Origin of the sequence: Streptomyces iranensis, assembly GCF_017874715.1 — a bacterium.
Classification (GTDB): Bacteria; Actinomycetota; Actinomycetes; order Streptomycetales; family Streptomycetaceae; genus Streptomyces; species Streptomyces iranensis.
In genome coordinates this window covers 261,879-281,613 of the sequence record NZ_JAGGLR010000012.1, presented here as the reverse complement: position 1 = coordinate 281,613, position 19,735 = coordinate 261,879, and the positions used below count along the sequence as shown (strand labels likewise).

General features: G+C 69.2%; 15 protein-coding genes and 1 pseudogene. 5 read left to right on the top strand and 11 right to left on the bottom strand.

Annotated elements, in window-relative coordinates:
- Positions 1 to 272 precede the first annotated feature (272 nt).
- Entirely contained in the window at positions 273 to 1,673 is a 1,401-nt protein-coding gene (locus J2Z30_RS23490) for a WD40 repeat domain-containing protein (protein WP_044580347.1), read from the bottom strand.
- A 340-nt stretch (positions 1,674 to 2,013) separates the two neighbouring features.
- Here J2Z30_RS23490 and icmF point away from each other — a divergent pair, with 340 nt between their 5' ends.
- Positions 2,014 to 5,244 (top strand): fused isobutyryl-CoA mutase/GTPase IcmF, encoded by a 3,231-nt coding sequence (gene icmF, locus J2Z30_RS23485; protein WP_044580348.1) that lies wholly within the window; start codon positions 2,014 to 2,016, stop codon positions 5,242 to 5,244.
- A gap of 43 nt (positions 5,245 to 5,287) precedes the next feature.
- Positions 5,288 to 6,148: a 3-hydroxybutyryl-CoA dehydrogenase gene (locus J2Z30_RS23480; protein WP_044580349.1), complete on the top strand. Its 861-nt coding sequence runs from the start codon at positions 5,288 to 5,290 to the stop codon at positions 6,146 to 6,148.
- A 48-nt stretch (positions 6,149 to 6,196) separates the two neighbouring features.
- Here J2Z30_RS23480 and J2Z30_RS23475 read toward each other — a convergent pair.
- From J2Z30_RS23475 to J2Z30_RS23430, 10 genes and pseudogenes are all read right to left on the bottom strand, one after another.
- Positions 6,197 to 6,479: pseudogene (locus J2Z30_RS23475) on the bottom strand (TetR family transcriptional regulator); the annotation flags it as partial.
- Positions 6,480 to 6,750: 271 nt separating this feature from the next.
- The gene (locus J2Z30_RS23470) at positions 6,751 to 7,596 is read right to left on the bottom strand and encodes a prephenate dehydratase (protein WP_044580350.1); all 846 of its coding nucleotides are present in this window, start codon (positions 7,594 to 7,596) and stop codon (positions 6,751 to 6,753) included.
- A gap of 123 nt (positions 7,597 to 7,719) precedes the next feature.
- Positions 7,720 to 9,693 carry a glycoside hydrolase gene (locus tag J2Z30_RS23465; RefSeq protein WP_245388360.1) on the bottom strand — a complete coding sequence of 658 codons (1,974 nt, stop codon included), beginning with the start codon at positions 9,691 to 9,693 and terminating at the stop codon, positions 7,720 to 7,722.
- Positions 9,694 to 10,065: 372 nt separating this feature from the next.
- A complete protein-coding gene (locus tag J2Z30_RS23460; protein WP_044580352.1) occupies positions 10,066 to 10,536 on the bottom strand; it encodes a hypothetical protein in 471 nt (156 codons plus the stop codon).
- A 115-nt stretch (positions 10,537 to 10,651) separates the two neighbouring features.
- On the bottom strand, positions 10,652 to 11,542 hold the full coding sequence (locus tag J2Z30_RS23455) for a 3-hydroxybutyryl-CoA dehydrogenase (RefSeq protein WP_044580353.1): 891 nt from the start codon (positions 11,540 to 11,542) through the stop codon (positions 10,652 to 10,654).
- A 70-nt stretch (positions 11,543 to 11,612) separates the two neighbouring features.
- The gene (locus J2Z30_RS23450; RefSeq protein ID WP_209468801.1) at positions 11,613 to 13,112 is read right to left on the bottom strand and encodes a purine-cytosine permease family protein; all 1,500 of its coding nucleotides are present in this window, start codon (positions 13,110 to 13,112) and stop codon (positions 11,613 to 11,615) included.
- Positions 13,113 to 13,192: 80 nt separating this feature from the next.
- Positions 13,193 to 13,951, bottom strand: a complete 759-nt coding sequence (locus J2Z30_RS23445) for an enoyl-CoA hydratase/isomerase family protein (protein ID WP_044580354.1) — start codon at positions 13,949 to 13,951, stop codon at positions 13,193 to 13,195.
- A 161-nt stretch (positions 13,952 to 14,112) separates the two neighbouring features.
- Complete coding sequence (locus tag J2Z30_RS23440; protein WP_044580355.1) at positions 14,113 to 15,285, bottom strand: acyl-CoA dehydrogenase family protein; 1,173 nt, start codon at positions 15,283 to 15,285, stop codon at positions 14,113 to 14,115.
- Between the two features lie 54 nt (positions 15,286 to 15,339).
- Complete coding sequence (locus J2Z30_RS23435) at positions 15,340 to 17,415, bottom strand: acetate--CoA ligase family protein (RefSeq protein WP_044580356.1); 2,076 nt, start codon at positions 17,413 to 17,415, stop codon at positions 15,340 to 15,342.
- Positions 17,412 to 18,275, bottom strand: a complete 864-nt coding sequence (locus tag J2Z30_RS23430) for an SDR family NAD(P)-dependent oxidoreductase (RefSeq protein ID WP_044580357.1) — start codon at positions 18,273 to 18,275, stop codon at positions 17,412 to 17,414. Before J2Z30_RS23430 ends, J2Z30_RS23435 begins: the two co-directional genes overlap by 4 nt.
- Positions 18,276 to 18,512: 237 nt before the next feature.
- Here J2Z30_RS23430 and J2Z30_RS23425 point away from each other — a divergent pair, with 237 nt between their 5' ends.
- Genes J2Z30_RS23425 through J2Z30_RS23415 form a run of 3 tightly spaced genes read left to right on the top strand, consistent with a single transcriptional unit; the run spans position 18,513 to position 19,622 of the window.
- Positions 18,513 to 19,133 (top strand): TetR/AcrR family transcriptional regulator, encoded by a 621-nt coding sequence (locus J2Z30_RS23425; RefSeq protein WP_044580358.1) that lies wholly within the window; start codon positions 18,513 to 18,515, stop codon positions 19,131 to 19,133.
- A 12-nt stretch (positions 19,134 to 19,145) separates the two neighbouring features.
- Positions 19,146 to 19,406: a hypothetical protein gene (locus tag J2Z30_RS23420; RefSeq protein ID WP_044580359.1), complete on the top strand. Its 261-nt coding sequence runs from the start codon at positions 19,146 to 19,148 to the stop codon at positions 19,404 to 19,406.
- Between the two features lie 30 nt (positions 19,407 to 19,436).
- Positions 19,437 to 19,622, top strand: coding sequence for a hypothetical protein (locus tag J2Z30_RS23415; protein WP_209468800.1), 186 nt, complete (start codon positions 19,437 to 19,439; stop codon positions 19,620 to 19,622).
- Positions 19,623 to 19,735 lie beyond the last annotated feature (113 nt).

Genomic DNA, 19,735 nt, shown 5'->3' with positions numbered 1-19,735 from the left:
TGTGACCGGCGCCCAGCCGGTCCAGGACCGGGCACACACCGTCCTGGATCACCTTGCCGGAACGGTGCGCATCTCGCGAGGCAGGCGTGCCCGTCCGGCGCGTGCGGTCCCGATCGCCCGGCCGTCGCGCGCAGTGGCGATCCGGACAGCAGATGCCCGACCGTCGGCCGCGGCATGGATCAGTACCCGCCGACGGATGTCACTTGGGCGGTGGTCAGCAGGCCCTTTCAGGCCGCCCCGCGCGCACGGGAAAGGGGCGCCGTCCGCGGTCCTCACGCGTCGACCGGGCCCATCGGAAAGATGGCCAGCTCGGCCTTGCCGCGGTGGAAGCCCTTGTCGGAGAGGGGTTCCAGGGCGGCGGCGAGCCAGCGGTCGTCCGGGGACCAGCTGAGGGCGTCGACGTAGGTGCGCATCTGACGGCCCAGGATGATCTTCTTGTCCGCCGTTCGCCAGACGCACAGTTCGTGCGGACGCCTCTCACCGAACTCCAGATAGCTCAGCTTGCGGCTGAAGCTGCCGACGGCCAGATAGCTGCCGTCCTCGTTCGAAGCGAGGGTGAACAGCCGTTCCGAGGCATCGTCGACCTTGTCGATCACCTCGCCCGTCGCCGGGTCGACGACATAGAGGTTCTGCTGCGCGCCGAGGAAGAGCCGCGACGAGCCGCCGGAGAAGGCCGTGCACTGGATCGGGTCCCACTCACCGGCGTGGGAGATGCGGCGGAAGGGCTCACGCTCGTCGCCATGCAGGTCGAAGCCGCCCTCGCCCGCGCGGTTCGGGCTGATCCGGTACGCGCCGTCGCGTGAGCGCAGATGCCCGAGCTGGAATGGAGCCTCGGTCTCCGCCCGCCGGTCGACGTCGTAGGCCCACTGCTTCCGCTCCTCCGCTCCGTCGCCGGTGCTGTAGCCCTTGACCACGAGGACGTGACCGCCCGGTACCCACATCATCAGCGGCACGATCCAGTCACCGGCGTGGGTGTGCACCACCTCGCTCCAGTCGGCGGTGTCATAGACCCACACCCGCCCTTGATCACTGCAGACGGCCAGGTACTTGCCGTCGTCGGAGAAGTCCATCCCGTTGACGTGGTCGTACTTGACGCTGCCGGCCGTGGTCTCGAACGGCCGCAGGGTGACGGCCGGTCGGGCCAGATCGGGTATGTGCGGGGAGTCCTCGGCCGTCCAGCTGTCGCCATTGAGCGGAAAGGCCGCCGAGCCCCAGCCGTCGCCCACGCTCAGCGGCTCCAGCCACTTGCGGTCGGTGACCCGGATCTCGTATTCGGCCTGGATCAGCAGGTCCTCGTCCTGCCAGGCCCCGTCGCGCTCGTAGTAGAAGTCGTGCATGTCCTCCCACCGGTCGTCCGCGAGCGGGTAGTTGCGGAGCTCCACACGCTCGACCCGGGAGATGAACCGGCGGGCGTTGGTATCGGCCCATTCGTAGTCGAGGAGCCGGCTGGTGCTCACGGCGCGCCCGAGCGGGCCCGTGCGGTCGTCGCCGTCGCCCAGATAGCCGGACGCGGCCTCCCAGAGGAAGTGCAGGAAGGTGTTGGGCTCCTCGTCCGGCAGCGGGATGTGCGTGCGCGAGCCGACGTCGTAGTAGACGACGAACACCTTCAACCGGGCGCGGAGCTCATCCGGATCCACGGCTAGAACCCGTACGCCGTACATGTCGGTCGACATTCGTCGTCCCCCTCTGGACATGGTGGTGCGGACCACCTTGGACCCACCGGCCTGGTCGGCCCATCGCTTCGTACCGGAACGCCCCTGATACTTCCAGAGGGGTCTGACAGCGCTACTCCGAGGAACACCTCCGCCGTGCTGATCATCGACCCGTCGGCGTCACCGTCGAAGGGCGAGGAGGCGATGGTGATGTCGGTCATGGCGGACTCGCCCCGATGGCTTTGCGGGATCACTCGCACTGCCTCTGTGCTCCTCTTCACACTCTCCCCGCTTCCAGTAATTTACTAGGACGTCCTAGTATCTCTTCAGTCGGCGCCTCTGACCTGTCTGGAAGGCCCTCATGAGCGATCTACACCGTCCCGTGCACCCCGTCCGCCTGGTTACCGCCTCGGCGCTGTTCGACGGGCACGACGCGTCGATCAACATCATGCGACGGATCTTCCAGTCCCAGGGCGCGGAGGTGATCCACCTCGGTCACAATCGGTCGGTGCGGGAGGTCGTGGACGCGGCGCTGGAGGAGGACGCGCACGGTGTCGCGGTCTCGTCCTACCAGGGCGGCCATGTCGAATACTTCGAGTACCTCGTGGAGTCGCTGCGCGCGCAGGGCGCGGAACACGTCCGTGTCGTGGGCGGTGGGGGCGGTGTGATCGTGCCCGAGGAGATTGACCGGCTGCGCGACAGCGGAGTGACCATCTTCTCTCCCGAGGACGGGCAGCGGATGGGCCTGGCCGGGATGGTCAACTCGGTGGTGAAGGACTGCGACTTCGATCTCTGGGATCGGCAGCCGGCCGATGTCGCCGCCGTGCTGTCGGGCGACCGGTTCGCGATCGCCCGCGCCATCACCGGCGCCGAACTCGGGCGGCTGCCGCAGGACTTCCTGGAGCAGCTGCGCGCCGCGGCCGGGGCGCGGGTCACTCCGGTGCTCGGCATCACCGGCACCGGCGGTTCGGGCAAGTCGTCGCTCACCGACGAGCTGGTGCGCCGCTTCCGCGTCGATCAGCAGGACAAACTGCGGATCGCGGTGATCGCCGTCGACCCGACCCGCCGCCGCGGGGGAGGGGCGCTGCTCGGCGACCGCATCCGCATGAACTCCCTCGACGGCAACCGGGTGTTCTTCCGGAGTCTGGCCACCCGCGGCAGCCGTGAGCTGCCCGAGCACCTGTCCGACGTGATCGATGTGGCGAAGGCCGCCGGGTTCGACCTGGTGGTCGTGGAGACGCCGGGCATCGGCCAGGGCGACGCGGCGATCGTGCCGTTCGTCGACACCTCCATGTACGTGATGACTCCCGAGTTCGGCGCCGCCTCGCAGCTGGAGAAGATCGACATGCTCGACTTCGCCGACGTCGTGGCGATCAACAAGTTCGAGCGGCGCGGCGCCAAGGACGCCCTGCGCGACGTGGGCCGTCAACTGGTCCGCAACCGCGAGGCGTTCGCCATGCGGCCCGAGGACATGCCGGTGTACGGCTCCTCGGCGGCCACGTTCAACGACGACGGCGTCACCGCGCTCCACCAGCACCTGAAGACCGCGCTGGCCGAGAAGGGCCTGCCGCTGTCCGAGGGCACCCTGGCGCCGGTCGACGTGCGTCACTCCTCCGGCATCCGGCGGGTGGTCCCCGCGGAGCGGGCGCGCTACCTCGCCGAGATCAGCGAGACGGTCCGCGGGTACCACGCCGAGACCGGTCAACTGGTCGAAGCGGCAAGGCGCGTGCAGCGTCTGGAGGCGGTCACGGCCGAGCTCGTCGAGGCGGGGTCCGACGCCGGGAACGTGCGGCCGCTGCTCGAGGACGCCCGCAGGCAGCTCCCGTACGACATCACGGAGCGGATCGGGAACTGGCCCGCCGTCATCGCCTCCTACTCCGGCGATGAGCAGGTCGTGAAGATCCGGGACAAGGAGATCCGCACCAAGCTGACCCGCGAGTCGCTCTCCGGCAACAAGATCCCCCGGGTCGCCCTGCCCCGCTTCACCGACCACGGGGAACTGGTGCGGTTCTGGCGCGGGGAGAACCTGCCCGGCCACTTCCCCTTCACCGCGGGGGTGTTCCCCTTCAAGCGCGACAACGAGGACCCGGCGCGGATGTTCGCCGGCGAGGGCGGCCCGTTCCGCACCAATCGGCGCTTCAAGCTGCTCTCCGAGGGCCAGCCGGCCACTCGCCTGTCCACCGCCTTCGACTCCGTCACCCTCTACGGCCGCGACCCCGACGAACGCCCCGACAACTACGGCAAGGTCGGCACATCCGGCGTCTCGGTGGCCACGCTGGAGGACATGAAGGCGCTCTACGACGGCTTTGACCTCGTCGCGCCCACCACCTCGGTCTCCATGACGATCAACGGACCCGCCCCGACCATCCTGGCCTTCTTCCTCAACACCGCCGTCGACCAGCAGGTCGACCGGTTCCGGGAGACCGAGGGCCGCGAACCGTCGCCCGAGGAGACGGCCGAACTCCGTGCCCACGCCCTGGGAAGCGTGCGCGGCACGGTGCAGGCCGACATCCTCAAGGAGGACCAGGGCCAGAACACCTGCCTGTTCTCCACCGAGTTCAGCCTGCGGATGATGGCCGACATCCAGGAGTGGTTCATCGCCCACAAGGTTCGCAACTTCTACTCGGTGTCCATCTCCGGCTATCACATCGCCGAAGCCGGCGCGAACCCCATCAGCCAGCTCGCCTTCACCCTGGCCAACGGCTTCACCTATGTCGAGGCATACCTCGCCCGGGGCATGCACATCGACGACTTCTCCCCGAACCTGTCGTTCTTCTTCTCCAATGGCATGGACCCCGAGTACTCCGTCCTCGGCCGGGTCGCCCGCCGCGTCTGGGCCGTGGGGATGAAGGAGAAGTACGGCGCGAACGAGCGCAGCCAGAAGCTGAAGTACCACGTCCAGACCTCCGGCCGCTCGCTGCACGCCCAGGAGATGGACTTCAACGACATCCGCACCACTCTGCAGGCGCTCATCGCGATCTACGACAACTGCAACAGCCTGCACACCAACGCCTACGACGAGGCGGTCACCACCCCCACCGAGGACTCGGTCCGCCGGGCCCTGGCCATCCAGCTGATCATCAACCGGGAGTGGGGGCTGGCGATGAACGAGAACCCCCTGCAGGGGTCGTTCATCATCGACGAGCTCACCGACCTGGTGGAAGAGGCCGTACTCACGGAGTTCGAGCGGATCAGCGAGCGCGGCGGCGTGCTCGGCGCCATGGAGACCGGCTACCAGCGCGGCCGTATCCAGGACGAGTCGATGCTGTACGAGCAGCGCAAGCACGACGGCACCCTCCCGGTCATCGGCGTCAACACCTTCCGCAACCCGCATGCGGACACCGCCGAGCCCGACGCGATCGAGCTGGCGCGCGCCACCGAGGAGGAGAAGAAGTCCCAGCTTTCGCGCGTACGGGATTTCCAGGCCCGCCACCACGAGACGGCCCACGCCGCACTGGCCGCCCTCAAGGACGCGGCCGTGACCGACCGCAATGTCTTCGCCGTCCTCATGGACGCCGCCCGGGTCTGCTCGCTGCAGCAGATCACCGACGCCTTCTTCGAGGTCGGCGGCCAGTACCGGCGCAACGTCTGACCAGCCCAGGCACACACCACCTACGCACCGGATAGGACCTCAGATGGATCCCGTTAGCCGTCTCGGCGTCGTCGGCTGTGGCCTCATGGGCTCCGGCATCGCCGAAGTCGCCGCCCGCCACGGCATCGATGTCCGTGTCGCCGAAGCCACCCCGGACGCCGTCGAGGCGGGCCGCCGCCGTCTGACCGCCTCCCTCGACGAGGGCGTACGGCGCGGCAAGCTCGGCGAGGAGCAGCGAGACCAGGCCCTCGCCCGGCTTTCCTTCAGCCACGACCTCAGCGACCTGGCCGACCGCCAGTTCGTCATCGAGGCCGTCGCCGAGAACCGCGACATCAAGACCGACGTCCTGCGCGCCCTGGACAAGGTCGTGGAAGACCCGGCGGCGATCCTGGCCACCAACACCTCCTCGATTCCCATCGTCGACCTCGCCGTCACCACGGAACGGCCCACCCAGCTCATCGGCATGCACTTCTTCAACCCGGTGCCCGTGCAGCAGCTGGTCGAGGTCATCCCCGCTCTCACCACCAGCCAGGAGACCGTGCGGCGCACCCGCGATGTCGTCCAGCGGCTCGGCAAGCAGGCCATCCAGGCAGCCGACCGCTCCGGCTTCGTCGTCAACGCCCTCCTTGTGCCCTACCTGCTGAGCGCGGTGCGCATGGTGGAGTCGGGCTCGGCACGGCCGGACGACATCGACCGGGGCATGGAACTCGGCTGCGCCCACCCCATGGGGCCGCTCCGCCTCCTCGACCTCATCGGCCTCGACACCGCCCAGGCGGTAGCCGAGTCGATGTACGAGGAGTTCAAGGAACCCCTGTACGCACCGCCCGCCCTGCTGCGCCGCATGGTGGCGGCAGGTCACCTCGGCCGCAAGAGCGGCCGTGGCTTCTACACCTACGATGGCTGAAAGCAACGCAGGTCAGCCGTAGATATGGAACTCAGTATCACGGGCGAGGGCGGCCACCACGGAGGCGGCGATCACATCGGCGCGCAGCGTTCCCTCGGGTCTGCGCGCGAAGCGTCGCCGCAAGTAGTCGGCGAGGGTGCGTTCGTACCGCCACACCACGGACAAGGCGTGCGGCATCGCAGACCAAGGCCACCGGGTCCTCCGCGTCGTTCCCCTCCTGCAGGAAGGTTGTCATCTCCGCCAGGCAGCCTTCATGGTCGGGGAAGACCACGTCCTCCTTGGAGGGGAAGTACCGGAAGAAGGCGCTCCTGCCCACACCCGCGGCGATCAGGGCGTTCCGCTTCGAGCGCTTCGCGGAGCCGGTGACTGCCGGGCCGGCTCGATCATCTCGGCAAGCTTGTCCGGACGGTCGGCAGCGATGTCATGGGCTTGGCTCCAGTCCCCCGGAGCGTAGAGTTCCCACACATCGTCCTGGTCACAACGACTTCGTCGTCGCCCAGATGCCTCCGCTTCGGCTGACCGCTCGTGTCTTCTCTCCGTTCGCACTGCTGGAAGTGGGGACGGCGGCAAGGGCGATCGAGGTCTGCGGTGAACGCTCCGTGTCAGCGGCTTCGCTCTCGCAGCCGGTGTGGATGAGCCGGATACACGCCGAGGACTCGCACCTCCGAAGAGAAGAAGTGCAGTTCCTGAAGGGCGAGGTCCACACGCGGATCGTCGGGATGTCCCTCGACCTCGGCGTAGAAGCCGCTGGCGTTCAGGCCGGCGCCCATCTGGTAGCTCTCGATCTTGGTGAGGTTCACGCCACTGCTCGCGAACCCACCGAGGGCTTTGTACAAGGCGCTGGGGACGTTGCGCACGCAGAAGAACAGACTCGTCATGGTCGGTTCCTCCGTGTGCGGTGGCACGGTGGAGTTTCGGGAGAGGACGACGAATCGGGTGGTGTTGTCGGGATCGTCCTCGACCTTCGACTTCATGACCTCCAGGCCGTGGAGAGGGGCCGCCGCGGGTGGGGCGAGCGCCGCGTGCCTGGCGTCGCCCAGCTCGGCCACTTCACGGGCCGCGCCCGCCGTGTCGTCACTGACGACAGTGCGCCAACCGCCCTCGCGCAGAACTTTTCGGCACTGCCCCAGGGCATGGATGTGGCTGCGGACGTACGCCACCTCGTCGAGGGGCGTGCCAGGAACGCCCATGAGGTCGAAGCGGATGGGCAGGAAGTACTCAGCGACGATGAAGAGGCCCGACCCGGGAAGCAGGTGATGTACGTCGGCGACACGGCCCGCTGCCGAGTTGTCGATGGGAATCACCGCCATGTCGGCGGTGCCGAGCGTCACGCTGTCCAGGACTTGCTCAAAAGTGGTGCACGCCAATTCCACGGCTCCCGGAAACAGGGTGAGGGTCACGGTCGCAGAGTTGGATCCCGGCTCGCCCTGGTATGCGACGGTCGTCACGTTGTCACTTTCTGCGTGGAGATCGGTTGGTACACCTCAGGCCACATCCTAAGCCACGGCATCGGGCCGTTCCCGCCCAGCGGGAGGAACGGCCCGGTCGACTTCCGCTCTCCACCGATGGTGTCAGCAGGTGGAGTTGGTCTGGGTGAGCAGGCCGAGGCGCCACGGGAGGGTGTTGTAGTCGCCGCTCGCGGCCGGATCCTTGCCCTGGTACAGGTACTGGAGTCTGCAGGAGGGGATGGTCAGCGTCTGGTCGTAACCGGCGCGGAGCATCTCCCCGTGGCTGATGTCCTTCGTCCAGGCGCCGGACGGGAAGGTGGTGTTGTTGGCCCGTGCGAAGGGGTTGCCTTCGGAGGCGGCCAGCGGTGTCCACGAGCCCGCGATGCTCGCGGCGGTCCAGGACCGGAAGTAGCGCCGGCCGTCCGAGCCGATCGCCTCGACCATCAGCAGATACTGGTTGCCGCCCTGCACCTGGTAGACATTGCTCGCTTCGAACAGGGCGTACTTGTTGGAGTCCCGGGCCGCGATGACGGTGTTGGTGAATCCGTTCGGGAACTGGGCCAGGGTCGTCTGCGAACGGTACAGATGGCCGTTGTCGTCGGAGGAGAACAGGTAGCAGTCGGCGCTGTCACAGATCACCCACATGTCCACCCAGTAGCCGTTGCCGATGTTCTGACGGATGATGTCCGGCATCGACGAGTAGAAGTTGCGCGGGGCGCTCCAGCCGTTGGGGTTACTGATGTCGGTGTTCGTGGAGTACGAGGCGTTGCCGGTCTGGTAAACGAGGTACCACGTCTTCTGCGGTGCGAAGTAGAACACCTGTGGCGCCGCCCGGTACCCGGTGCCGATGGCGCCGCGGTCCAGGTAGTGGTGGGTGGCCGAGTTGGCCTGGGACCAGTCGGTGAAGCTCAGATACACCAGACCGTATCCGGAGGAGCTGGCGACACTGGCGAACACGTGGTACTTGCCGTTGTAGTGGACGACCGACGGGTCCTTGAGCCCGGCGATGTTGTGGGTCGAGTCCGGCTTGGGGGACATCAGTACGCCGCTGGAGCTCCAGGAGAAGGCGGACGGCAGCGCGTCGGCCTTGGTGGCGGACGTGGCGGAGGTGGCGGACGTGGCGGACTTGGCCGCCGTGCCGCCCAGCGCGGTCAGTACGGATTGATAGGCCGGCTTCTTGTTGCCGCCGCGGTCGAACAGCAGCGGGTTCTCCCCGGCGCGCCAGGAGTCGCTGTCCCGGATGCCCCAGACGGTGATGCCGGTGCAGCGCGAGACGTTCATACATGCCCTGACCGTGTTCGCGTACGCGGTCGTCGGCGCCTGCGCGATGTCCAGTTCGGTGATCTGCACGTCCACACCGAGGGCGGCGAAGTTGGACAGGGTGGTCTGGAAGCTCGCGGGCGGGCTGCTGGTGCCGAAGTGGGCCTGGAAGCCGACGCAGTCGATGGGCACACCGCGCGTCTTGAAGTCGCGCACCATCCGATAGACGCCCTGGGTCTTGGCGTCGCTCCAGTTCTCGATGTTGTAGTCGTTGTAGCACAGCTTGGCCGACGGGTCGGCCGCCCGAGCGGCGCGAAACGCCTCCTCGATGAAGCCGTTGCCCAGCAGGTTCTGGAACACCGAGGGGCGGTGCTGGCCACTGCCGCCGTCGGCGAACGCCTCGTTCACCACGTCCCAGGCGAGGATCTTGCCCTTGTAGTGGTTCATCGTGGTGGTGATGTGGTTGTTCATCACGCCGCGCAGGGTGCTCGCGTCGGCGATGGAACTGACCCAGCTGGGCAGCTGGGAGTGCCAGACCAGGGTGTGTCCGCGTACGCGCTGTCCATGCGAGGTGGCCTGGCCCACGATCTGATCGGCGGGGCCGAAGTTGAACGAGCCGCGGAACCGCTCGATGGTGTCCCACTTCATCTCGTTCTCCGGGGTGACCGCGTTGAACTCCCGGTTCAGGATCGTCGAGTACGTCGCGTCGCCGAGCTTGCCCGCGGCCACGGCGGTGCCGAAGTACCGGCCGGACTGGGCGGCTTGGGCGCCCAGGGTGGTGGCCCGGGTGGTATCGGGCGCGGCGGTCGCGGCGTTCGCGGTTCCGGGCACCGCCATCGCGACTGCGGCCAACAGCCCGAGCGCCCACGCCCGGGGTCGGCGACGAGGGCCACATCGGCCACATCGGCCACGTCGGTTCGGAAGGTTCATCTCTCTCCTCGGGGATCAGGGCTCCCGTGGGAGCGCTCCCAAAATTGGCCCCATGAGTGCCAGTGCCTGGAGTGCCTGGGTGGTACCGGTGCGGACGGTGCGGGTGCTGTCTGCCGTGGTGGTGCCCGGTTCGTGCGGCACACACAAGCCGCCTCGGCCAAGCCTTCGTTCGGATGGTCGAACGTCAACTGGCCTGTCGGATGCCATGGGATGATAGACGCCTCACGCGGAGCGTCAACGCCTTTGGCGCCATGACGTTTTCGCCGACGGCGCGCGGTATCAGTGGATCAACGCGCGCTTTCTGGCCCGGAGTTCGGTCACATAGCCCGCGCCGATGGCGAGCAACGCACCGGACAGCGCGAGGAGCAGGGCCATCCAGTTCATCCATGCGTAGCGGGGATCGCTGGAGTAGGCCGTGCCGTCGTCGAGGACGCAGTCGAAACGAAGCGGCAGGTAGGAGGACCGGTGATGGGAGAGGTGCTGAACCGTGTCCGGATCGAAGCCCTCGCGGCATGCCGGAGCCGGCACTGAGCCGGCGCCGTCGTTGAACTCCTGCTCGGACGTGAGAACGGCGAAGAGCCCCAGGACATAAATCGCCGCCGCGGAAGCGGCGGCCAGTAACGCGCCACGCTGCATCAGATGCACCGGCCACGGCTGGGGCCGCCCCGGAAGCGCCATCGCGATGACGCCGACCAGGGCGATCAGCGCGCCGAAGGCACATAACGCGGAAATGCCGAGACCCACGATCATGACCTTTGCCCTCCACCTGCCAACCCTGAGACGTCATTGGAGACTACTCGCCTGGGGGATGGGTGTATCCGCCGCCGGTACGGCCATCGCAGATCGCCGTTCTGCCAGCTGCCGTCTATGCGGACTTCAGAGGATGCGTGTGGAATCCGTGTCCCGTCTTCCGGCCGAGGAGCCCGGCTTCGACCATCCGCAGCAAGAGGGGCGGCGGAGCGTACAGCGGCTCCTTGTACTCCTCGTAGAGGGACGTGGCGATGGCCGCGACGGTGTCGAGTCCGATGAGGTCGGCGAGGGCCAGCGGACCCATGGGATGGGCGCAGCCGAGCGTCATACCGTTGTCGATGTCCGCGGCGGTCGCGGCGCCCGACTCCAGCATCCGCACGGCGGCCAGGAGGTAGGGGATCAGCAGCGCGTTGACCACGAAGCCGGCGCGGTCGGTGGCGAGGATGACCTGCTTGCCCAAGGCGCCGGAGACGAATGCGCGGGCGCGTTCCTCCGTCTCCTCTCCCGTGAGCAGCGAGGGCACCAGCTCCACCAGTGGCAGCACCGGCACCGGGTTGAAGAAGTGGATGCCGATGACCTGCGCGGGCCGGGTGGTGGCCGTGCCCAGCCGCATGAGGGGAATGGAGGAGGTGTTGGAGGCGAGGATCGCGTCGGGCCGCCGCACCACCTTGTCGAGCGTCGCGAAGACCGAGGTCTTGACCTCCTCGCGTTCGGCGACGGCCTCGATGACCAGGTCACGGTCGGCGAAATCCCCCAGGTCCGTGGTCAGCCGGAGCCTGGCCAGAGCCGCTTCCGCCTCTTCGGCGGTGAGTTTGTGACGGTCGGCCGCCCGGAGCAGCGAGGTCTCGACGCGGATGCGGGCCGTGGCCGCGGCGTCGGTGCCGGACTCGGCGACGAGGACGTCGAGTCCGGCGCGGGCGCACACCTCGGCGATACCCGAGCCCATCAGCCCGCCCCCGACGACGCCGACGCGCTGGATGTCGTGGTTGCCGTGGGTGCTTGTCATCAGAGAGATCTCCTCGGGACCCGCCGGGCAGGATTCGTGGGAACCCGCCCGGCGGGAGGTGACTTAAGGCTCATGCGTGATGTCCGGGCCCCGCCTGGTCTCCGGTGTGGTCCGGGTCGAGACCGGCGTCGGCGGAGGTGACGATGGCGCGCTCGGCGTCGATGTCGAGTGAGCGGCACAGCACCAGGTAGAGCAGGGACGATACGGCGAGTCCGACCAGCATGGTGACATCGGCGCCCTTGACCCAGTGCGCGAGCGGCCCCTCCAGGCCGCCGATCACGGCGAACGGCAGCATCGAGACGAAGCCGACGCCATAGGCGGTCAGCCCGCGCCAGTTCCAACGGCCGTAGATGCCATAAGGGTTGAAGATCTCGCGGATCGAGTAGCGGCCACGCCGCACCACATAGAAGTCGATCAGGTTGATCGCCGTCCACGGGGTGAAGAGGTAGCCGAGGACGATCAGGAAGTCCCCGAAGGTGGTCAGGAAGTCATCGTTGGCGCTGAAGGCCAGGCCGGTGGAGACCACGCCCAGGGCCACCAGTGTGGCGACACGGGTCCCCAGGGTCAGCGGGATCCGCTTCACCGAGTCGATGCTGGAGAGCAACGTGAGGCTGCCACCGTAGAAGTTGAGGGTGCCGATGGTGAACAGCGGAATCACCGACAACAGCAGGAGCACCACACCGAAGCCGTCGAACAGCTGGTCACCGGCGCCGACCACGGCGTCCACCAGGCCCAGCTTCGGGAACAATCCCGCGGCCACCGCCCCCACCAGCATCATCCACGCGCCGCCGAAGCCCGCGCCGAGATACGTCCACCAGAACGAGGAGCGCACCCCCACCGTCGGCGGAAGGTAGCGGGAGTAGTCGGAGACGTAGATGGACCAGGAGAGCTGGTAGACGGCGGCGTGGAACAGCTGGATCAGGAAGGGGGCGAGGGCGAAGGCGCTCAGATCGAGCTGGTCCGCGCTGAAGGGGGCGGCCACCACGATGCCCACGGAGAAGACGGCCAGGCCCGCACCCGTCAGATACGTAAGCCACCGGGACGCCTTGTGGATGAAGTCGTATCCCACGATGGCGAGCACGATGCCGATCACCGCGTAGGCGATATAGCTGACCGAGGGGGGAGTGTCCGCCAGATGGTCCATCGTTGAGCCGACCAGTACCTGGTTGAAGGCCGTGTAGCCGATGTACGTCACCAGCGCCACCACCCACACCAGCAGCGCGCCGACGAACCCGAACTGCGGCCGGGACTGGACCATTTGGGGCAGCCCCAGCTGCGGGCCCTGCGTGGAGTGGAAGGCCATGAAGAAGGTGCCCAGGGCGTTGCCGAGCACGATGGCGATGGCCGTCCAGATCAGATTGCCGCCGAGCGCCACCCCGATCGCGCCGGTGGCGATGGTGGCGAGATGCGCGTCCCCGGCGAACCAGACGGGGAACAGATGCCAGACCTTGCCGTGGCGTTCGGCGAGGGGCACATAGTCGATCGACCGGCTCTCGATGACCGGCCGGTGGTGCCGAGTGGCGCCCGGCGTGTCCGGTGAACCGGTCGCCTTGGTGGTGCTGACTGCCATGCGGTATCTCCTGGGCGCGAGCGTGGACGGGCGTGTGGTGCGCGGATCCCCCCTGACGGTCGTGGTCGCGGCCGACCGGTTCAGCCGGTCCGGTTGAGCGCGGCGTACGCGAGCTGCTCCAGCAGCAGCGCCGCCTCGCGCGGAGCGTCGGTGGCGGCCGTGATCACCTGCTTGGCGACCGAGACGGCGAGCCGCGGCTGCCCGGCCAGCTCCGCGGCGATCTCCATCGCCTTCTCCCGGACGGTGCCCCCTTCGGCGATCTCCCCGACCAGCCCCCAGGCGTACGCCTCCCGCGCGCCGAAGCGGCGGCCGCGCAGCACCAGATCGCGGGTGCGGGCCGGTCCGACCTCTCGTACCAGCCGGGTCACCCCGCCGGAGCTGGGCAGAATGCCGATGCCCACCTCGGGGAGGCCGAAGACCGTGTCCGGGTCGGCCACCCGGATGTCCGCGGCCAGCGCCAGTTCGAGGCCGCCGCCGAGGCAGTAGCCCGACAGGGCCGCCACCGTGGGCTGGGGGAGGGCGGCGAACGCCTCGTACACCGCGCCGGACGAACGGTAGTAGTCGGCGATCGCCTCGGGGGTCATCTCGCGCAGCTCGCCGGTGTCCGCCCCGGCCGAGAAGGCGCGCGGTACTCCGGTGACGACCACGGCCCGGCTGGTGCGCACCTGCGGGCCGCGCAGGGCGTCGAGCAGGGCGGACTCCATATGGGTGGAGAGCGCGTTGAGCTTCCGCTCCCGCCGCAGCGTGAGGACGGCGATGTCCTGGTGCTCGCCGGTGCGCTCGATCTCCACGGTGCCGGCCTCCGGGGAGGCGGCGGGTGTTGTGTCGGTGACGGTCATGGCGCTGGTGCTTCTCCTGCCTTGGTGCTTGGGGAACGTCGCAGGTCGTTGCCGCGCCGGGTGCCCGGGTGACCGGGTATCCGGGTGGCGCGGCGGTGGGGTGCCCCGGCGGCAGGGGCCGTTCGGCGTGGCCGTACGGCCCCTGCCGCCGGAGGCGCCGGTCAGCTCCCGGCGGTGAAGGACAGCAGGTCGTCCAGGCCGCGCTTGCCGACCTCGTTGGCGATGACCAGCCGCTGGATCTCGGAGGTGCCCTCCCAGATCCGGTCCACCCGCAGCTCGCGCCACAGCCGCTCGACCGGGACGTCCCGCATATAGCCGCGGCCGCCGAAGATCTGCACACAGCGGTCGACGATCCGGTTGGACGCCTCGGAGGCGGCGAGCTTGGCGGTGGCGGCCTTGGCGTGCAGGGTCTTGCGGTCGCCACCCTGGTCGAACTCCCAGGCCACCTGGTGGGTGAAGGCGCGGTTGGTGGCGATCTCGGTCACCGAGTCGGCGATCATGCCCTGGATGAGCTGACGGTTCATCAGCACATCCCCGCCCTGCTCACGCTCCTTCGCCCAGTCGACGGCCAGCCGCAGCGCGCGCTCGGCGGCGCCGATGGTGCGCGCGGCGATCATCAGCCGCTCCTCGGTGAACCAGTCACGGGTCAGGTCGTACCCCTCGCCGATCCTGCCGAGGACGGCGTCCCTGCCGACCCGGACGTCCTGGAAGAGGAACTCGGGGTGTTCGTAGACGAAGGTGTGGGTGTAGCGCGGGGTGCGCTTGACCGAGACACCGGGGGTGTCCTTGTCGACGAGAAACATCGTCGGCTCGTTGTCGGGCTGTACGTAGGCCAGGACGATGAGGAAGTCCGCCGCGTCGCCCACGGTCACGAACCACTTCTCGCCGTTCAGGACATAGCCGTCGCCGTCCCGGGTGGCCGTGGTGCGGATCCGGGAGGGATCGGAACCGGCGTGTTCCTCCGTGATGGCCACGGCATCGCGGCGGCGGCCCTCGATGTCCGGGACGAGGTAGCGCTCGCGCTGCTCGGGAGTGCAGGCACTGAGGCAGTTGGCGGGACGCCACACCGCGTCCCACAGGGCGTTGGTCAGCTTCCCCAACTCGTCCTGGACGACGACCTGTTCGAGGATGGTCAGGCCCGCGCCGCCCCACTCGGCGGGCATGTTGATGGCCTGCAGGCCATGGGCCAGCACCTCCTCGCGGATGGCGGCGTGGGTTTCGGGCGGCAGACCGTTGTTGGCCTCGCACTCGTCCTCGAACTGCATGATCTTGCCGGTCAGGCCGGCGGCACGCTGCTTGAGTTCGAGCAGACGGGGGCTGAGGGCGAATTCCACGGTGTTCCTCCTGTTGACGTGGCGCGGGTGAGTGCTCTTGTGCGATGGGGTGGGTCAGCCCAGGACGATGCGGGCGTCCAGGCCCTGGCATCCGCGCGGAGTGGCGAGCAGCGGATTGACCTCCAGCTCGGCGATCTCCGGGTGGGCCGCCGCCACGTCGGTGATGGCGGCGATGGTGTGGACGAGTGCGTCGAGGTCGACGGCGGGCCGGCCGCGTACGCCGTGCAGCAGGGCGGCGGAGCGCAGCCGGTCCAGCAGCTCACGGGCCTGTCCGGGGGTGAGCGGGGCGAGGGCGAAGTCCACGTCGCGCAGCACCTCGGTGGTGACCCCGCCGAGGCCGAGCATGGTGACCGGCCCGAAGCGGGGGTCGCGCCGGACACCGACGATCAGCTCGACACCGTCGCGCAGATCCGCCATGGCCTCGACGCAGTACCCCGGCGGGGACAGCCGCTCGGCCATGTCGGCGACGGCGGTACGGACCGCCGTGTCGCCCTCCAGCCCGAGCGCGACACCCCCGGAGTCGGACTTGTGCAGCAGGCCGAGCGCCTTGACCACGACCCCGCCGCCGATCTCACGGGCCGCCGCCACGGCCTCGTCCACCGACGTGACCAGGCGCGCCGCCGGGAAGTCCACGCCCGCGGCGCGGATCAGCTCGCGTGCGCTCCAGTAGCCGTCGTCCGTGACCGGTGGCGCCGGGTCGGGGAGGGGACGCAGCGCGGGGTCGGCGGCGGTGCGCCCGGCCAGCATCCCGAGGCTGCGGGCCGCCTCCTCGATGGCGCGGAAGACCGGGACGCCGCGCCGCTGCAGCTCCTCGGCGGCATCGCTGTAGGGATACATGGTGTGCACGGCCACCGGCTTGCAGCGGTCGCGCACCAGCTCGCCCATCTCGGCCGCGGTCTCGACCTCGGCCGTGGCGAGGGCGGCGCTGTACTCGCCGTAGCCGCCGAAGTATCCGGTGATCAGGACCGAGTCGGTGTCCGGCGCGTCGAGCAGATCGCCCAGCACCCGGGCGAAGGAGGTGACGTCCTTCTCTCCCATGCCCGCCAGGTCCACCGGGTTGCCCACCCCCGCCGACGGCGTCAGATGGTCACGCAGCCGCTGTGACAGCCCGGCGTCGAACTCCGGCACGGACAGCCCGTACCGCTCGGCCAGGTCACAGGCGACCGAGGCATGGCCGCCGCCGTCGGCGAGCACCGCCACCCTGCGGGCGGGGGCCGCGCCGAACAGATGCAGCGCCTCCAGCAGGCCGGCCATCTGCCGGGGGCTGGCCACCCGGTCGATCCCGGCGGCCCGGCAGGCCGCGTCGATCACCGAGCTGTCGCTGACCAGCGCCCCGGTGTGCGACTTGGCGCCGCGTACGGACGCCTCGCTGGCGCCGACCGTGAGCAGCACCACGGGCTTGCCCATGGTGGTGGCCTCGGCGGCCGCGGCCACGAAGTCCCGCCCGTCGCCGAAGTCCTCGCTGTACACCGCGATCAGCTTGGTCTCCGGATGCACGGTGTACGCACGGATGAGGTCGGCCACGGTGAGATCGGCCTGGTTGCCGAGCGAGGCGAAGCGGGAGAAGCCGAGCCCCCGCTCGGAGAGGATCCGGCTGAGCTCCAGGGCCATGTTGCCGCTCTGCGAGATCAGGCCCACCGAGCCGGGCGGCAGCGGATTGGAGGACAGATAGAGCTCACTGCCGCTGTCCAGGACGCCCAGGCAGTTCGGGCCCAGCAGCACGGCCCCCGCCTCGCGCACCCGCCGGGCCAGCGCCGACTGCCGCGCCTCGCCCTCCGTGCCGAGCTCCGCGAAGCCCGCGGTGATGCCGACGATGGCGCGCGCCCCGGCGGCGAGCGCGTCCTCGACGGCCGACTCGAACCCGGCCGCCGGGACGGCGATCACCGCGAGGTCGGCGCACTGGGGGAGTTCGGCCATGGAACGGTAGGCGCGTTCGCCGAGTACCGGTTCACCACGGCGGTTGACCAGGTACACCGGGCGGCGCCCCCGCATGCGCAGCGCCTGCACACTGATCCAGTTGCCCCACTTGGTCTGGTCGTTGCTGGCTCCGACGATGGCGACCGCGTTCGGTGCGAAGAGTGGTCCCAGGTCGCGTTCGGGAACGCGCCGCTCAGTGGCGGAGAGGCTCATGGGTTGTCCTTAGGGGACGAGTCCGGCGTGGTGAGGTGGTGGGGTACGTCGGGTACGGGGTGACCGGCACCCCAGGCATCGGCCCCGCCGTCGACGACGACGGTCGTGCCGGTGATGTACGAGCCCTGGGGGGAGGCGAGGAAGGAGATGAGGCCGGAGACGTCCTCGGGCCGGCCGAGCCTGCCGAGCGGCACCGACCTCTCCCAGCGCTCCCGGTCCTCCGGTGTGTAGTGGTCGTCCAGGCCGCCGGTGGCGATGGTGCCGGGGGCCACGCACACGGTACGGATGCCGTACCGGCTCCACTCCAGGCTGAGCCCGGCCGCGAGGTTCTCCACCGCGGCCCGCGCGGAGGCGGCATGGGCGAAGCCGGGGATGCCGCGGCGCGGGGAGAAGGCGATGAAGAACACCGCGCCCGAGCGCTGCGGAATCATCGCCCGGCGGGCGACCTCGCGCGTCATCGCCCACGTGGCGTCGACGGCGAGCCGGTGCACGGCCCGCCAGCCGCCGGGGCTGATCTCCTCGGCGGGCGCGGAGAACTGTCCGCCCGCGTTGTTGACCAGGACGTCGACGCGTCCGTACGCCTCGAGCGCGCGGTCGACGACCGTGGTGACGTGGGCCTCGTCGCGGATGTCCGCGGACACCGTGACGCAGGAGCCGCCGAGGGCCTCGATCTCCTTGGCGGCCTCCGCCAGGGGCTCCGGGCGGCGCCCGCAGATCACGACGCGCGCGCCGCCGGCGGCCAGGTCCAGGGCGGTGGCCCGGCCGATGCCGGTGCCCCCGCCGGTCACCAGCGCGACCTTGCCGGTGTGGACATCCGGCCGTAGTCCGCCGACCGGCGGCACGGGTTGGTCTGTGTGCACAGAGCCTCCTCGATCTGTGGGCGAAGGTATGGGTGCGAAAGGTTTGACTGATGCGTCAGTTAGCCCTCTCGTCGAGACCGACGTCAAGGGGTAACCACTAGAAAATTCCCGTGGCAGAAGGGAGGTCTCACCGTGGCCCCGGGACTTGCCGAGGAACTGACGCTTCAGTCAGAATGGCCGGATGCTGAGCGCCGGCGCAGACAGGGGAACCAGGACCGAGGACCACGGGGAGACGATGTGACCACCGGGACGAAGGCGGAGCCCAGGAGCGATGAGGACCGCAGGGCGAGGATCCTCGACGCCACGTGGCAGCTGATCGCCGAGCGCGGCTTCCATGCCGTGCGCATCGCCGACATCGCCAAGGTCTGTGGCACCAGCACCGGCACGGTGCACTACTACTTCCCGGGCAAGAACGACGTCCTGGCGGAGGCCCTCAAGTACTGCGTCGACCGGGCGTTCGCCCGCCAGTCCACCCAGCTGCGCGCCGTCCACAACGCACACGAGCGGCTGCTGAAGCTGATCGACATGCAGCTGCCGCGGGTCGGCCAGGTCCGGGACGAGTGGGCCATCTGGCTCCAGTACTGGGCCGAGGCCACGATCCGCCCCGAATTCCGCCCGGCCCACAACGAGTACTACGCACGCTGGCAGGAGACCGTCCGCCGGATCGTCCAGCGCGGCCAGCGGCAGGGCATCTTCCGCGCGGACGCCGATCCGCACGTCGTCGCGCTGCGCCTGACCGCCCTCACCGACGGCGCGGCCATCCAGGTGCTGACCGGAGTCCCCGGCATGACCATCGGGACCATGCGCGAACTCCTGGTGGATTTCGTCCACCAGGAGCTGGTGGCAGGCGCGCGCTGAGCCGGACACGGCATGACGCCGCACGGCATCGGCGGGGCGGGATCGGCGGAGGCGGGATCGACCGGGGCGGGATCACCGGATCAGTGTTCGCAGGACGGGAGCGCCGGCGCCCGCGCTGGTCGGTCCGGCAATCACGGCGGCGGGCACCGGCACGCCGGTAAGGGCGGTGAGGCCACCGATGACGAGGCCGATGACGAGCGCGGTGAGCAGGACGACGGTGGTGTGAACGGACAGGAACGGCTCCGCTGGGGCGGCGGAATCGTTCGGCGATGAATGGGCCGGCTGTGGCGGCTGAGTGGTGCCATGCCTCAACTCCGAAGGCGCTCGCCGCCTTCACCGCTGCTCGGATCGCTGGTCGATCACACGGGCCTGTCCCCGCGGGAGGTCATCGGCCAGGCCATCGCCAAGGCGCAGGCCCACCCCGCCGGGCCGTGGTACGTCCGCCGCGATCTCGGGTCCGCGGCGGCAGCCCAGACCGACCTGACGTAAGGGGCCCTCACCGACGGGGGATGCGGTGAGGGCCACCCACAGTGTGGCACGACATAGAGGCGGAAGCGCACGTTCCGAGCGAGACAGGCGCATATATCTACAACCGGAACTCG

Coding starts and splice junctions, on each gene's coding strand:
- J2Z30_RS23490 (WP_044580347.1), bottom strand. CDS start 1,673: ATGTCGACCGACATGTACGGCGTACGGGTTCTAGCCGTGGATCCGGAT.
- icmF (WP_044580348.1), top strand. CDS start 2,014: ATGAGCGATCTACACCGTCCCGTGCACCCCGTCCGCCTGGTTACCGCC.
- J2Z30_RS23480 (WP_044580349.1), top strand. CDS start 5,288: ATGGATCCCGTTAGCCGTCTCGGCGTCGTCGGCTGTGGCCTCATGGGC.
- J2Z30_RS23465 (WP_245388360.1), bottom strand. CDS start 9,693: ATGGCGGTGCCCGGAACCGCGAACGCCGCGACCGCCGCGCCCGATACC.
- J2Z30_RS23460 (WP_044580352.1), bottom strand. CDS start 10,536: ATGATCGTGGGTCTCGGCATTTCCGCGTTATGTGCCTTCGGCGCGCTG.
- J2Z30_RS23455 (WP_044580353.1), bottom strand. CDS start 11,542: ATGACAAGCACCCACGGCAACCACGACATCCAGCGCGTCGGCGTCGTC.
- J2Z30_RS23450 (WP_209468801.1), bottom strand. CDS start 13,112: ATGGCAGTCAGCACCACCAAGGCGACCGGTTCACCGGACACGCCGGGC.
- J2Z30_RS23445 (WP_044580354.1), bottom strand. CDS start 13,951: ATGACCGTCACCGACACAACACCCGCCGCCTCCCCGGAGGCCGGCACC.
- J2Z30_RS23435 (WP_044580356.1), bottom strand. CDS start 17,415: ATGAGCCTCTCCGCCACTGAGCGGCGCGTTCCCGAACGCGACCTGGGA.
- J2Z30_RS23420 (WP_044580359.1), top strand. CDS start 19,146: ATGACGCCGCACGGCATCGGCGGGGCGGGATCGGCGGAGGCGGGATCG.
- J2Z30_RS23415 (WP_209468800.1), top strand. CDS start 19,437: ATGCCTCAACTCCGAAGGCGCTCGCCGCCTTCACCGCTGCTCGGATCG.